This window comes from Cupriavidus sp. JZ107, assembly GCF_053903255.1.
In genome coordinates this window covers 2,283,033-2,296,425 of record NZ_CP096481.1, presented here as the reverse complement: position 1 = coordinate 2,296,425, position 13,393 = coordinate 2,283,033, and the positions used below count along the sequence as shown (strand labels likewise).

General features: G+C 65.5%; 12 protein-coding genes. All 12 read left to right on the top strand.

Annotation, left to right across the window (positions count from 1 at the left end; genetic code table 11):
• Window positions 1–127 precede the first annotated feature (127 nt).
• The 12 genes from nuoE (at window position 128) to M1D55_RS19975 (ending at window position 13,300) form a co-directional block, all read left to right on the top strand.
• The gene (gene nuoE / locus M1D55_RS20030) at window positions 128–628 is read left to right on the top strand and encodes an NADH-quinone oxidoreductase subunit NuoE (RefSeq protein ID WP_456281668.1); all 501 of its coding nucleotides are present in this window, start codon (window positions 128–130) and stop codon (window positions 626–628) included.
• A gap of 1 nt (window position 629) precedes the next feature.
• Window positions 630–1,925, top strand: a complete 1,296-nt coding sequence (gene nuoF, locus M1D55_RS20025) for an NADH-quinone oxidoreductase subunit NuoF (protein ID WP_053821438.1) — start codon at window positions 630–632, stop codon at window positions 1,923–1,925.
• 12 nt (window positions 1,926–1,937) lie between these two features.
• Window positions 1,938–4,304: an NADH-quinone oxidoreductase subunit NuoG gene (gene nuoG, locus M1D55_RS20020; RefSeq protein ID WP_064573104.1), complete on the top strand. Its 2,367-nt coding sequence runs from the start codon at window positions 1,938–1,940 to the stop codon at window positions 4,302–4,304.
• Between the two features lie 30 nt (window positions 4,305–4,334).
• Entirely contained in the window at window positions 4,335–5,399 is a 1,065-nt protein-coding gene (gene nuoH, locus M1D55_RS20015; RefSeq protein ID WP_023263596.1) for an NADH-quinone oxidoreductase subunit NuoH, read from the top strand.
• 98 nt (window positions 5,400–5,497) lie between these two features.
• On the top strand, window positions 5,498–5,989 hold the full coding sequence (gene nuoI / locus M1D55_RS20010) for an NADH-quinone oxidoreductase subunit NuoI (RefSeq protein ID WP_006576689.1): 492 nt from the start codon (window positions 5,498–5,500) through the stop codon (window positions 5,987–5,989).
• A gap of 158 nt (window positions 5,990–6,147) precedes the next feature.
• Complete coding sequence (locus tag M1D55_RS20005) at window positions 6,148–6,789, top strand: NADH-quinone oxidoreductase subunit J (RefSeq protein WP_006576688.1); 642 nt, start codon at window positions 6,148–6,150, stop codon at window positions 6,787–6,789.
• A 15-nt stretch (window positions 6,790–6,804) separates the two neighbouring features.
• On the top strand, window positions 6,805–7,110 hold the full coding sequence (nuoK, locus tag M1D55_RS20000) for an NADH-quinone oxidoreductase subunit NuoK (protein WP_006576687.1): 306 nt from the start codon (window positions 6,805–6,807) through the stop codon (window positions 7,108–7,110).
• Between the two features lie 72 nt (window positions 7,111–7,182).
• Window positions 7,183–9,291 (top strand): NADH-quinone oxidoreductase subunit L, encoded by a 2,109-nt coding sequence (nuoL, locus tag M1D55_RS19995; RefSeq protein ID WP_456281667.1) that lies wholly within the window; start codon window positions 7,183–7,185, stop codon window positions 9,289–9,291.
• A 14-nt stretch (window positions 9,292–9,305) separates the two neighbouring features.
• Window positions 9,306–10,772, top strand: a complete 1,467-nt coding sequence (locus M1D55_RS19990; protein ID WP_064573111.1) for an NADH-quinone oxidoreductase subunit M — start codon at window positions 9,306–9,308, stop codon at window positions 10,770–10,772.
• An 18-nt stretch (window positions 10,773–10,790) separates the two neighbouring features.
• Window positions 10,791–12,266, top strand: coding sequence for an NADH-quinone oxidoreductase subunit NuoN (gene nuoN, locus M1D55_RS19985; protein WP_456281666.1), 1,476 nt, complete (start codon window positions 10,791–10,793; stop codon window positions 12,264–12,266).
• Between the two features lie 32 nt (window positions 12,267–12,298).
• The gene (locus M1D55_RS19980) at window positions 12,299–12,607 is read left to right on the top strand and encodes a DUF2818 family protein (protein WP_006576683.1); all 309 of its coding nucleotides are present in this window, start codon (window positions 12,299–12,301) and stop codon (window positions 12,605–12,607) included.
• Between the two features lie 48 nt (window positions 12,608–12,655).
• Window positions 12,656–13,300 (top strand): NUDIX domain-containing protein, encoded by a 645-nt coding sequence (locus M1D55_RS19975; RefSeq protein WP_006576682.1) that lies wholly within the window; start codon window positions 12,656–12,658, stop codon window positions 13,298–13,300.
• The last annotated feature ends 93 nt before the right edge of the window (window positions 13,301–13,393 follow it).

Genomic DNA, 13,393 nt, shown 5'->3' with positions numbered 1-13,393 from the left:
GCAAGCCGGCATGGGGCTCATGCCTGCGAGGACAACGCAGCGACGGCTGCAACTGATGCGGACCGCGCCACCGGCTGGCGCGTTTCGCTTGTAAATCGGCGCATTAGGCAACACCACGGCAACGACCATGCTATCAGCAGAAGCTCTCAAGGAAATCGATCGCGCGATCGCCAAGTATCCGGCCGACCAGAAGCAATCGGCCGTGATGGCGGCACTGGCCGTGGCGCAGGGCGAAGTGGGCTGGGTGTCCCCGGAAGTCATGGAATTCGTGGCCAAGTACCTCGACATGCCGCCGGTGTGGGTGGAGGAAGTGGCCACCTTCTACAACATGTACGACACCAAGCCGGTCGGCCGCTACAAGCTGGCCGTCTGTACCAACCTGCCTTGCGCACTGTCCGGCGGCGAACGCGCCGGCGAGTACCTGAAGCGCAAGCTGGGCATCGACTACAACGAGACGACACCGTGCGGCACCTTCACGCTGAAGGAAGGCGAGTGCATGGGCGCCTGCGGCGACGCCCCGGTGATGATCGTCAACAACACCCGCATGTGCAGCTTCATGAGCGACGCCAAGCTCGACGCGCTGGTCGACGAGCTCAAGGCCGAATCCGCTGCCAAGGGGGACAAGTAATATGACCTGTCTGCACGACCGCCATATCCAGCCGCTGATCCTGGCCGGGCTGGATGGCAAGAACTGGCATCTGGAAGACTACGTCAAGCGCGGCGGCTATCAGCAGCTCAAGCGCATCCTGACCGAGAAGGTGCCGCCCGAGCAGGTGATCGCCGACGTCAAGGCCTCGGGCCTGCGCGGCCGCGGCGGCGCGGGCTTTCCCACTGGCCTGAAGTGGAGCTTCATGCCGCGTCAGTTCCCGGGCCAGAAGTACCTGGTCTGCAATACCGACGAGGGCGAGCCGGGCACGTTCAAGGATCGCGACATCATCCGCTACAACCCGCACGCGCTGATCGAAGGCATGGCCATCGGCGCGTACGCGATGGGCATCACCGTGGGCTACAACTACATCCACGGCGAGATCTGGAACGAATACAAGATCTTCGAGGAAGCCCTCGAAGAGGCGCGCGCCGCCGGCTTCCTCGGTGACAACATCCTGGGCTCGGGCTTCAGCTTCCAGCTGCATGCCCACCACGGCTATGGCGCCTACATCTGCGGCGAGGAAACCGCGCTGCTCGAATCGCTGGAAGGCAAGAAGGGCCAGCCGCGCTTCAAGCCGCCGTTCCCGGCCAGCTTCGGCCTGTACGGCAAGCCGACCACGATCAACAACACCGAGACCTTCGCCGCGGTGCCGTTCCTGCTGGCCGTCGGTCCCGAGAATTACCTGAAGATGGGCAAGCCGAACAACGGCGGCACCAAGATCTTCTCGGTCTCGGGCGACGTCGAGCGTCCCGGCAACTACGAGATTCCGCTCGGCACGCCGTTCGCGACGCTGCTGGAACTGGCCGGCGGCATGCGCGGCGGCAAGAAGCTGAAGGCCGTGATCCCGGGCGGCTCGTCGGCACCGGTGGTGCCGGCCGACCTGATGATGGCGTCCGACATGGACTACGACTCGATCGCCAAGGCCGGCTCGATGCTGGGCTCGGGCGCGGTGATCGTGATGGACGAGACGCGCTGCATGGTTCGTTCGCTGCTGCGCCTGTCCTATTTCTACTTCGAAGAATCGTGCGGCCAGTGCACGCCGTGCCGCGAAGGCACCGGCTGGCTCTACCGCATGGTGAACCGCATCGAGCATGGTGAAGGCCGCCAGGAAGACCTGGACCTGCTCAACAACGTTGCCGAAAACATCATGGGCCGCACGATCTGCGCGCTCGGCGATGCGGCGGCGATGCCGGTCCGCGGCATGCTCAAGCACTACTGGAAAGAGTTCGAATATCACGTCGAACACAAGCAGTGCATGGTTCCGGCCTACATCTAAGCGTGGCAGAACATGGTTGAACTCGAAATCGACGGCAAGAAGGTTGAGGTTGCGGAAGGCAGCCTGGTGATGGAAGCGGCCCGCAAGCTGGGCACCTACATCCCGCACTTCTGCTATCACCGCAAGCTGTCCATCGCGGCCAACTGCCGCATGTGTCTGGTCGAGGTCGAAAAGGCGCCGAAGGCGCTGCCGGCCTGCGCCACGCCGGTCACCGCGGGCATGAAGGTCTTCACCAACTCGGAGAAGGCGGTCAAGGCCCAGAAGTCGGTGATGGAATTCCTGCTGATCAATCACCCGCTCGATTGCCCGATCTGCGATCAGGGCGGCGAGTGCCAGCTGCAGGATCTGGCGGTCGGCTACGGCGCCTCCGAATCGCGCTACAAGGAAGAGAAGCGCGTGGTGTTCCACAAGAACGTGGGCCCGCTGATCTCGATGGAAGAGATGACGCGCTGCATCCACTGCACCCGCTGCGTGCGCTTCGGCCAGGAAGTGGCCGGCGTGATGGAGCTGGGCATGCTGAACCGCGGCGAGCATTCCGAGATCACGACCTTCGTCGGCAAGACGGTGGACTCCGAGCTGTCGGGCAACATGATCGACCTGTGCCCGGTCGGTGCGCTGACCAGCAAGCCGTTCCGCTACACCGCGCGGACCTGGGAACTGTCGCGCCGCAAGTCGGTGTCGCCGCACGACGGCCTGGGCGCGAACCTGATCGTCCAGTCCAAGAACCACCGCGTGATGCGCGTGCTGCCGCTGGACAACGAAGCCATCAACGAATGCTGGCTGTCGGACCGCGACCGCTTCTCGTACGAGGGCCTGAACAGCGCCGACCGGCTGACCCGGCCGATGATCAAGCAGGACAACCAGTGGCTCGAGACCGACTGGCAGACCGCGCTCGAATACGTCGCCAACGGCCTGGCCGGCATCAAGCGCGAGCATGGCGCCGACCAGATCGCCGCGCTGGCCAGCCCGCACGCGACCGTCGAAGAGCTCTATCTGCTCGGCAAGCTGGTGCGCGGCCTCGGTAGCGACAACATCGACTTCCGTCTGCGCCAGTCCGATTTCTCGGCGAAGGTCGAGGGCGCGCCGTGGCTGGGCATGCCGATCGCCGACGTCTCGACGCTGCAGGGCGCGCTGGTAATCGGCGCCTCGCTGCGCAAGGATCAACCGCTGCTGGCCTCGCGCCTGCGCCAGGCCGCCAAGAAGGGCGCCCGCGTCGCCGTGCTGGGCGCCAGTCCCGAAGATCTGCTGATGCCGCTGGCGGCGCGCATCGCCGTGGCGCCGTCGGCCTGGGCCGCCGCGCTGGCTGGCGTGGCGCGTGCCGTCGCGGCTGCCAAGGGCGTCGCCGCTCCGGCCGGCACGGAAGGTTTCGACGGTGGCGCGCTGGCCGAGGCGGCCGCGCAGGCCCTGCTGTCGGGCGAGCGCCGTGCCGTCTTCCTCGGCAACGAGGCCGTCCGCCATCCGCAATTCGCCGCGCTGCACGCGCTGGCGCAGTGGATCGCCGACAGCACCGGCGCCACGCTGGGCTTCCTGACGGAAGCCGCCAACACCGTCGGCGCGCATCTGGTCGGCGCGCTGCCGCGCCAGGGTGGGGCCGATGCCCGCGCCATGCTGGAGACGCCGCGCAAGGCTTACGTGGTGCTGAACGCGGAACCCGAGTTCGACAGTGCCGATCCGCAACGCGCGCTGGCCGCGCTGGGCCAGGCCGGTACCGTGATCGTGCTGTCGCCGTTCCGCTCGGAGGCCGCGCTGCAATACGCCGACGTGATCCTGCCGATCGCGCCGTTCAGCGAGACCTCGGGCACCTTCGTCAACTGCGAAGGCGTGCCGCAGAGCTTCAACGGCGTGGTCCGCCCGCTGGGCGAGACCCGTCCGGGCTGGAAGGTGCTGCGCGTGCTGGGCAACCTGCTGGAGGTGCCGGGCTTCGACTACGAGACCGCCGAGTCGGTCCGCGACGAAGCGCTGGCCGACGCGATCGCTCCGCGCCTGAACAACCGCACGTCCGCCGCGATCCAGGTCGCCGCGCCGTCGGCCGATGGCGCCGTGCCGGCGATCGAGCGCGTCGCCGACGTGCCGATCTACCACTCGGACGCGATCGTGCGCCGTGCCGATTCGCTGCAGCTGAGCGCGGCTGCGCGCCGCGCGATGCAGGTGGGCCTGTCGGCCGACCTGTTCGCCGCGCTGGGCGTGGCCGCCGGCGATCCGGTGCGCGTCACGCAAGGGCAGGGCAGCGTGGTGCTGCCGGCCGTGCTGGAAGAAGGTCTGCCCGCCAATACGGTGCGCGTGTCGGCGGCCACGCCGGCCGCCGTCGGCCTCGGGCCGATGTTCGGCACCGTGCTGGTGGAAAAGGCGGTGGAACTGGCCCCGGTGGCCGCGGCTTAAAGAAGCGAATACGACAGGCGAGAGAGAAAGATGATCGATTGGATTACCTCGCAGGGACAGGCCGTCTTCGGTGGCGCATGGACGCCGCTGTGGATCCTGATTCGCGCCGTGGTCATCGTGGTGCCGCTGCTGCTGTGCGTGGCCTACCTGATCCTGTGGGAGCGCAAGCTGATCGGCTGGATGCACGTGCGGATCGGCCCGAACCGGGTCGGCCCGCTGGGCCTGCTGCAGCCGATCGCCGACGTGCTGAAGCTGCTGCTCAAGGAAGTGATGACGCCCTCGCAGGTCAGCAAGGGCCTGTACCTGATCGCGCCGCTGATGGTGCTGATGCCGGCCGTGGCGATCTGGGCGGTGATCCCGTTCCAGGCCGAGGTGGTGATGGCCGACGTCAATGCCGGTCTGCTGTATGTGATGGCGATCAGCTCGGTCGGCGTCTACGGCGTGATCCTGGCCGGCTGGGCCTCGAACTCGAAGTACGCGTTCATCGGTGCGATGCGCGCCGCGGCGCAGATGGTGTCGTACGAAATCGCGATGGGCTTCGCGCTGGTCACCGTGCTGATGGTGTCGGGCAGCCTGAACCTGTCGGCGATCGTCAACGGCCAGAACACCGGCTACTTCGCCAACATGGGCCTGAACATCCTGTCGTGGAACTGGCTGCCGCTGCTGCCGATGTTCGGCGTCTACTTCATCTCGGGCGTGGCCGAAACCAACCGCCACCCGTTCGACGTGGTGGAAGGCGAATCGGAAATCGTGGCCGGCCACATGATCGAGTACTCCGGCATGGGCTTCGCGCTGTTCTTCCTGGCCGAATACATCAACATGATCATCATCTCGACGATGACCGCGCTGATGTTCCTCGGCGGCTGGGCGCCCCCGGTCGACAGCGTCGTGACCAACGCGATCCCGGGCTTCTTCTGGCTGCTGATCAAGGTGTTCCTGCTGCTGTCGGTGTTCATCTGGATCCGCGCTTCGTTCCCGCGCTACCGCTACGACCAGATCATGCGCCTGGGCTGGAAGGTCTTCATTCCGCTGACCGTCGCATGGCTGATCATCGTGGCGATCTGGATGAAGTCGCCCTGGAACATCTGGCACTGAAATCGCCGCCGATCCCGGCCACGAAGCTGGCCGGGACGGACCAAGCCGGGCTGCGGCGCACGCGCCGCGCCCGGTGGAATTACTAGGAAGCAATCGTCATGCTGCTCGCCATCAAGGACTTCTTCAACAGCCTGCTCCTGAAGGAACTCTTCAAGGGCATGGCCTTGACCGGCCGCTATCTCTTCGCCCGCAAGATCACGGTGCAGTTCCCCGAGGAGAAGACGCCGGTGTCGCCGCGCTTCCGCGGCCTGCACGCGCTGCGCCGCTATCCGAACGGCGAGGAGCGCTGCATCGCCTGCAAGCTGTGCGAAGCGGTCTGCCCGGCGCTGGCCATCACGATCGAGTCGGACGTGCGCGCCGACGGCACCCGCCGTACCACGCGCTACGACATCGATCTGACCAAATGCATTTTCTGCGGCTTCTGCGAGGAAGCCTGCCCGGTCGACGCGATCGTCGAAACCCAGATTCTCGAGTACCACGGCGAGAAGCGCGGCGACCTGTATTTCACCAAGGACATGCTGCTCGCGGTGGGCGACCGCTACGAGCCGCAGATCGCGGCGGCCAAGGCGGCGGACGCGAAGTACCGCTGATCGCCGGCCGTTCGCGCGAATCGGTGCGAACGGCGCGAATCCGGGCGAACCGGGCCGCAAGGCTACACATTGAATCGTGCCCCGCGAGGGGCAACTAGAAGGATGCCGCAGGGGCAGGCCACCGGGGGTGGGCTGTGCCGTGCGGCACGACGAGAACCATGGAATTCACGACCACCATCTTCTACGTCTTCGCAGTGGTGCTGGTGCTCTCCGCACTGAAAGTCATCACCGCCAGGAACCCGGTGCACTCGGCGCTGTACCTCGTGCTGTCGTTCTTCACGGCGGCCGCGCTGTGGATGCTGCTGCAGGCCGAATTCCTCGCCATCCTGCTGGTGCTGGTCTACGTCGGCGCCGTGATGGTGCTGTTCCTGTTCGTCGTGATGATGATCGATATCGATATCGAGCACCTGCGCCGCGACTTCTGGACCTATGTGCCGCTGGCCTCGGTGGTCGGCGCGCTGATCATCGCCGAGATGGCGATCGTGCTGGTGCGCAACTTCGTCGGCACCACGCAGCCGCTCAAGCCGATGCCGCAGGGGAGCGACTACTCGAACACCGGCGCGCTCGGCCAGGTGATCTACACCGACTACATCTACGCCTTCGAGGTGGCCGGCATCATCCTGCTGGTGGCCATCATCGCCGCGGTCGCGCTGACGCTGCGCCGCCGCAAGGACACCAAGGCGCAGGACGTGTCCGAACAGCTGCGCACCCGCCGCGCCGACCGCGTGCGGCTGGTTTCGATGCCGGCACAGACCGCGCAAGCCGCCGGCGAGCAAGCCGACGCCGCCAACAAGAACTGAAGATCGGGGAACGACGTGCTCTCTCTCGCCCATTTCCTGGTGCTCGGTGCGATCCTGTTTGCGATCAGCATCGTCGGCATCTTCCTGAACCGCAAGAACGTGATCGTGCTGCTGATGGCGATCGAGCTGATGCTGCTGGCGGTCAATATGAACTTCGTCGCCTTTTCGCACTATCTGGGCGATCTGGCCGGACAAGTCTTCGTTTTCTTCATCCTGACGGTGGCCGCCGCCGAGTCGGCGATCGGTCTGGCAATCCTGGTCGTGCTGTTCCGTAACCTGGACACGATCAACGTCGACGACCTGGACGCGCTCAAGGGCTGATGCCCGCGAGCCGATCCTGTCGAAACACGTCACCCAACCGACCGCACCCGACCGCACACCAACAAGCGTCCTATGGCAACCACGCTCAACCCCAACCTGCTGCTCGCGATTCCGCTGGCGCCGCTCGCCGGCGCGGCTATCGCGGGATTGTTCGGCACCAAGTTCTTCGGATCGTTCTCGTCGGAGACGCGCGCCGGCCGCGCCATCGCCCACACCGTGACCATTCTCGGTGTGGCGATCGCCTGCCTGCTGTCGCTGCTCGTGCTGCGCGACGTGATGGTGGATGGGGCCAGCTTCAACGCCACGGTCTATGAGTGGATGGTGCTGCCGTTCGCCGGCCACGAGCTCAAGATGGAGGTCGGCTTCCTGGTCGACTCGCTGACCGCGATGATGATGGTGGTGGTGACCTTCGTCTCGCTGATGGTGCATATCTACACCGTCGGCTACATGCAGGGCGACCCCGGCTACAACCGTTTCTTCGCCTATATCTCGCTGTTCACCTTCTCGATGCTGATGCTGGTGATGAGCAACAACTTCCTGCAGCTGTTCTTCGGCTGGGAAGCGGTGGGCCTCGTCTCGTATCTGCTGATCGGCTTCTGGTACACCCGTCCGACCGCGATCTTCGCCAACCTGAAGGCCTTCCTGGTCAACCGCGTCGGCGACTTCGGCTTCATCCTGGGCATCGGCCTGCTGCTGGCCTACAGCGGCAGCCTGAACTACACCGAGGTGTTCGCCGCGCGCGACCAGCTGGCGACCGTGACCTTCCCGGGCACCGACTGGATGATGCTGACGGTGGCGTGCATCTGCCTGTTCATCGGCGCGATGGGCAAGTCGGCGCAGTTCCCGCTGCACGTGTGGCTGCCCGATTCGATGGAAGGCCCGACCCCGATCTCGGCGCTGATCCACGCGGCCACCATGGTGACCGCCGGCATCTTCATGGTCAGCCGCATGTCGCCGCTGTTCGAGCTGTCCGACGCCGCGCTGTCCTTCGTGCTGGTGATCGGCGCCATCACCGCGCTGTTCATGGGTTTCCTGGGCATCATCCAGAACGACATCAAGCGCGTGGTCGCATACTCGACGCTGTCGCAGCTGGGCTACATGACGGTCGCGCTGGGCGCCTCGGCCTACCAGGTCGCGGTGTTCCACCTGATGACCCACGCGTTCTTCAAGGCGCTGCTGTTCCTGGCCGCGGGCTCGGTGATCATCGGCATGCACCATGACCAGGACATCCGCAACATGGGCGGCCTGCGCAAGTACATGCCGATCACCTGGATCACCTCGCTGGTCGGTTCGCTGGCGCTGATCGGTACGCCGTTCTTCTCGGGCTTCTACTCGAAGGACTCGATCATCGAGGCCGTGGCCGAGTCGCACATCGCCGGTTCGGGCTTCGCCTACTTTGCCGTGATGGCCGGTGTGTTCGTCACCGCGTTCTATTCGTTCCGCATGTACTTCCTGGTGTTCCACGGCGAAGAGCGCTTCGGCAAGCCGCACCTGCACCACGACCACGCCGAGGAAGAGGAAGAGGCGCATGGCGACGAGCATCACCATGGCCTGGCGCCGGGCGAGAAGCCGCACGAGTCGCCATGGGTCGTGACGCTGCCGCTGGTGCTGCTGGCGATCCCGTCGGTGGTGATCGGGGCGATCGCGATTGAGCCGATGCTGTTCGGCGACTTCTTCAAGAACGGCGTCGCCTTCCAGGACGTGATCTTCGTCGGCGAAAACCATCACGCGATGCGCGAGCTCGCCGAGATGTTCCACGGCTGGGTCGCGATGGGCATCCACTCGCTGCAGACCCCGGTGCTGTGGCTCGCGCTGGCCGGCGTGGTGCTGTCGTGGTTCTTCTACATGAAGCGCCCCGACATCCCGGCCGCGATCCAGCAGCGCTTCAGCGGCGTGTACAAGTTGCTCGACAACAAGTACTACATGGACGCCATCAACGAAGCGGTGTTCGCCCGCGGCGCGCGCCTGATCGGCACGGGCCTGTGGAAGGGCGGCGACCAGGGCCTGATCGACGGCCTGCTGGTCAACGGCGCCGCGCGTGTGGTCGGCTGGGTCGCCTCGATCAGCCGCTACGTGCAGTCCGGCTATATCTATCACTACGCATTCGCGATGATCCTGGGCATGCTGGTGCTGCTGTCGATCACGATCTTCGGCTCGGCTAGCGCGGTGGGCGCCAAGTAAGGAATACAACGAAAATGGTTCTCTCTTTCGCTATCTGGCTGCCTATCTTTTTCGGCTTGCTGGTGCTGGCTTTCGGCTCGGATCGCAGCCCGGGCTTCGTCCGCTGGACCGCGCTGTTCGGCTCGATCGTCAGCTTCCTGGTCACGCTGCCGCTGATCCTGAACTTCGACCGCGGCACCGCGCAGATGCAGTTCGTCGAGAAGTACTCGTGGATCGAGCGCTTCAACATCAACTACCACCTCGGCGTCGACGGCATCTCGATGTGGTTCGTCGTGCTGACCGCCTTCATCACGGTGATCGTCGTGATCGCCGGCTGGGAGGTCATCACCGAGCGCGTGGCGGCCTACATGGCCTCGTTCCTGATCCTGTCGGGCATCATGGTCGGCGTGTTCGCCTCGCTCGACGGCATGCTGTTCTACGTGTTCTTCGAGGCCACGCTGATCCCGATGTACATCATCATCGGCGTCTGGGGCGGTCCGAACCGGGTCTACGCGGCCTTCAAGTTCTTCCTGTACACGCTGCTCGGTTCGCTGCTGACGCTGGTCGCGCTGCTGTACCTGTACAACAAGACCGGCAGCTTCGAGATCCTGCAATGGCATCAGGCCAAGCTGTCGATGAACGAGCAGGTGCTGCTGTTCCTGGCGTTCTTCCTGGCCTTCGCGGTCAAGGTGCCGATGTGGCCGGTCCATACCTGGTTGCCCGACGCCCACGTCGAGGCGCCGACCGGCGGCTCGGTGGTGCTGGCCGCGATCATGCTGAAGCTGGGCGCCTACGGCTTCCTGCGCTTCTCGCTGCCGATCGCGCCGGACGCCAGCCACAGCCTGGCCGCGTTCATCATCGCGATCTCGCTGGTGGCGGTGATCTACATCGGCCTGGTGGCGATGGTGCAGGCCGACATGAAGAAGCTGGTCGCGTACTCGTCGATCGCGCACATGGGCTTCGTCACGCTGGGCTTCTTCATCTTCAGCGAGATCGGCATCGAGGGCGGCATCGTGCAGATGATCTCGCACGGCTTCATCTCGGGCGCGATGTTCCTTTGCATCGGCGTGCTCTATGACCGCGTGCACTCGCGCCAGATCGCCGACTACGGCGGCGTGGTCAACACGATGCCCAAGTTCGCGGCGTTCGCGGTGTTCTTCGCGATGGCCAACAGCGGCCTGCCGGCCACCTCGGGCTTCGTCGGCGAGTGGATGGTGATCCTGGGCGGCGTCCAGTACAACTTCTGGATCGGCCTGGCGGCGGCTACCTCGCTGATCCTGGGCGCGGCCTATTCGCTGTGGATGGTCAAGCGCGTGGTGTTCGGCGATATCAAGCACCAGCACGTCGCCGAGCTGGTCGACCTGAACAAGCGCGAGTTCGTCATGCTGGGCCTGCTGGCCGCGATGACGCTGTACATGGGCCTGCATCCGAAACCCTTTACCGATGTGATGCACGCATCGGTGGTCAACCTGCTGTCGCACGTGGCGCAGTCCAAGCTGTAAGCAGGGAGAGAACGAATCATGGAATCGACCACGACTTGGGCGCCTGTGGCCCCGATCATCTTCCTGGCGATCGCCATCGCGGCGGTCAACTGGATCGACCTCGCACGCGGCAAGAACCGCACGAGCGTCGCCTATCCGCTGTCGCTGCTGATCACGCTGGTGCTGACCGTCTGGTTCGGCCTGAACGCCGCCAACGGCGAGACCCACTACGCGTTCTCGAACTTGGCCGTGATCGACCCGATGGCCAACGTGCTGGCCTCGTTCTCGGCGCTGGCGCTGTTCGTGACGCTGGTCTACACCCGCCGCTACCTCGGCGACCGTGACCTGTACGCCGGCGAGTTCTACATGCTGGCGCTGTTCACGCTGGGCGGCCAGATCGTGATGATCACCGGCAACAACTTCCTGACGCTGTATCTCGGCGTGGAACTGCTGTCGCTGTCGTCGTACGCGCTGGTCGCGCTGCGCCGCGATTCGCGCGTGACCTCCGAATCGGCGATGAAGTATTTCGTGCTGGGCGCGCTGGCTTCGGGCTTCCTGCTGTACGGCATGTCGATGATGTACGGCGCCACCGGTTCGCTGAACCTGGGCGAGGTGTTCCGCGTGGTCGAGTCCGGCCGCGTCAACACGACGATGCTGGCCTTCGGCGTGGTGTTCCTGGTCGCCGGCCTGGCCTTCAAGCTGGGTGCCGCACCGTTCCACATGTGGATTCCGGACATCTACCAGGGCTCGCCGACCGCGGTGACGCTGCTGATCGCCGGTGCGCCGAAGCTGGCCGCGTTCGCGATGACGCTGCGCATCCTGGTCGAGGGCCTGCTGCCGCTGGCGGTGGACTGGCAGCTGATGCTGTCGGTGCTGGCGGTGGTGTCGCTGGCGATCGGCAACCTGACCGCGATCGTGCAGAGCAACCTGAAGCGGATGCTGGCGTATTCGACGATCTCGCACATGGGCTTCCTGCTGCTGGGCATGCTGTCGGGCGTGGCCGGCGGCCAGACCGACGGCGCCGCCAGCGCCTACGGCTCGGCGATGTTCTACGCGGTCACCTATGTGCTGACCACGCTGGGCACCTTCGGCATCATCCTGCTGCGCACCAACAAGGGCTTCGAGGCCGAGACGCTGGAAGACCTGAAGGGCATGTCGCGCAAGAACCCGTGGTTCGCGCTGCTGATGCTGGTGATGATGTTCTCGCTGGCCGGCATCCCGCCGACCGTGGGCTTCTACGCCAAGCTGGCGGTGCTCGAGGCGGTGGTCGCGGCGGACATGTCGTGGCTGGCCGTGGTGGCGGTGCTGTTCTCGCTGATCGGCGCGTTCTACTACCTGCGCATCGTCAAGCTGATGTACTTCGACGTGCCGGCCGGCGAGGAAACGCTGGAGGCCTCGGGCGGCCTGCGTTCGCTGCTGAGCCTGAACGGCCTGGTCATCGTCGTGCTGGGCATCTTCCCGGCCGCGCTGATGAACCTGTGCTACCAGGTCGTGCGCACCACGCTGGGCGCCTGAGCCCGGCCCACGCGCGCACCACGCGAACTGCAATGAGCGCATCCGCGGGCGGCTGGTTTGTCATCCTGCTGGCATTGGCCTGTGCCAATCTGCCGTTCGTCAACCAGCGCCTGTTCGCGGTCATTCCGCTCGGCAAGCCGCGCAAGCCGTTCTGGATGCGGCTCGCCGAGCTGATCGTCTACTATCTGCTGGTCGGCGCGGTTGGCTTCGCGGTCGAGGCCGGCCTGGGCAACCGCTTCGCCCAGGGCTGGCAGTTCTACGCGATCACCGCCTGCCTGATGCTGGTGTTCGCCTTCCCCGGCTACACCTGGCAGTACCTGGTCAAACATCGCGCGAGCTGACGCCGAATCCGGCATGACCTTCGGCGGCCTCGCCATCCCGGAGGGTTCATGTCGTCATCCCGATCCCAAGGCGCCAACGCCGCCTCCCTGGTCTCGCCCGAAGCGCTCGACGCCGGCGGCGACGACCATCTGAAGGAAGTCCCCCTGGCGTCCGCGACGCTGCACCGGGGCAAGTTTCTGACGCTGAAGCAGGACATCGTGCGGCTGCCCGACGGCAAGCAGGCCGGCCGCGAGTATGTCGAGCATCCGGGCGCGGTGATGATGATCCCGCTGTTCGACGACGGCACCGTGCTGGTGGAGCGCCAGTTCCGCTATGCGGTGCGCGAGGTCATGCTGGAATTCCCGGCCGGCAAGCTCGATCCGCAGGAAGGGGCGCAGCGCTGCGGCGAGCGCGAACTGCGCGAGGAGACCGGCTACAGCGCCGCGCGCTGGGACTATCTGACCCGCATCCACCCGGTGATCTCGTACTCGACCGAGTTCATCGACCTGTTCCTGGCGCGCGACCTGACCGCCGGCGAGGCGGCGCTCGACGACGGCGAATTCCTGGAAACGCTGATCGTGCCGGCGGGGCAGGTGATCGACTGGGTCCGCCAGGGCCGCATCACCGACGTCAAGACCATCATCGGGGCGTTCTGGCTGGAAAAGGTGCTGTCGGGGACTTGGCAGCCGGGGGAGCAGACGGTGCCGGGTTGATCCCGGCCCGCTGGTTGTGCGAGCGCTGCTGACCTCTCCCCCAGCCCCTCTCCTGCAAGCGGGAGCGGGGAGCGAACCGCCTGGTGGCGGTGT

Coding starts and splice junctions, on each gene's coding strand:
- M1D55_RS20005 (WP_006576688.1), top strand. CDS start 6,148: ATGGAATTCACGACCACCATCTTCTACGTCTTCGCAGTGGTGCTGGTG.
- nuoE (WP_456281668.1), top strand. CDS start 128: ATGCTATCAGCAGAAGCTCTCAAGGAAATCGATCGCGCGATCGCCAAG.
- M1D55_RS19990 (WP_064573111.1), top strand. CDS start 9,306: ATGGTTCTCTCTTTCGCTATCTGGCTGCCTATCTTTTTCGGCTTGCTG.
- nuoH (WP_023263596.1), top strand. CDS start 4,335: ATGATCGATTGGATTACCTCGCAGGGACAGGCCGTCTTCGGTGGCGCA.
- nuoL (WP_456281667.1), top strand. CDS start 7,183: ATGGCAACCACGCTCAACCCCAACCTGCTGCTCGCGATTCCGCTGGCG.
- nuoF (WP_053821438.1), top strand. CDS start 630: ATGACCTGTCTGCACGACCGCCATATCCAGCCGCTGATCCTGGCCGGG.
- M1D55_RS19975 (WP_006576682.1), top strand. CDS start 12,656: ATGTCGTCATCCCGATCCCAAGGCGCCAACGCCGCCTCCCTGGTCTCG.
- nuoG (WP_064573104.1), top strand. CDS start 1,938: ATGGTTGAACTCGAAATCGACGGCAAGAAGGTTGAGGTTGCGGAAGGC.
- nuoI (WP_006576689.1), top strand. CDS start 5,498: ATGCTGCTCGCCATCAAGGACTTCTTCAACAGCCTGCTCCTGAAGGAA.
- nuoN (WP_456281666.1), top strand. CDS start 10,791: ATGGAATCGACCACGACTTGGGCGCCTGTGGCCCCGATCATCTTCCTG.
- M1D55_RS19980 (WP_006576683.1), top strand. CDS start 12,299: ATGAGCGCATCCGCGGGCGGCTGGTTTGTCATCCTGCTGGCATTGGCC.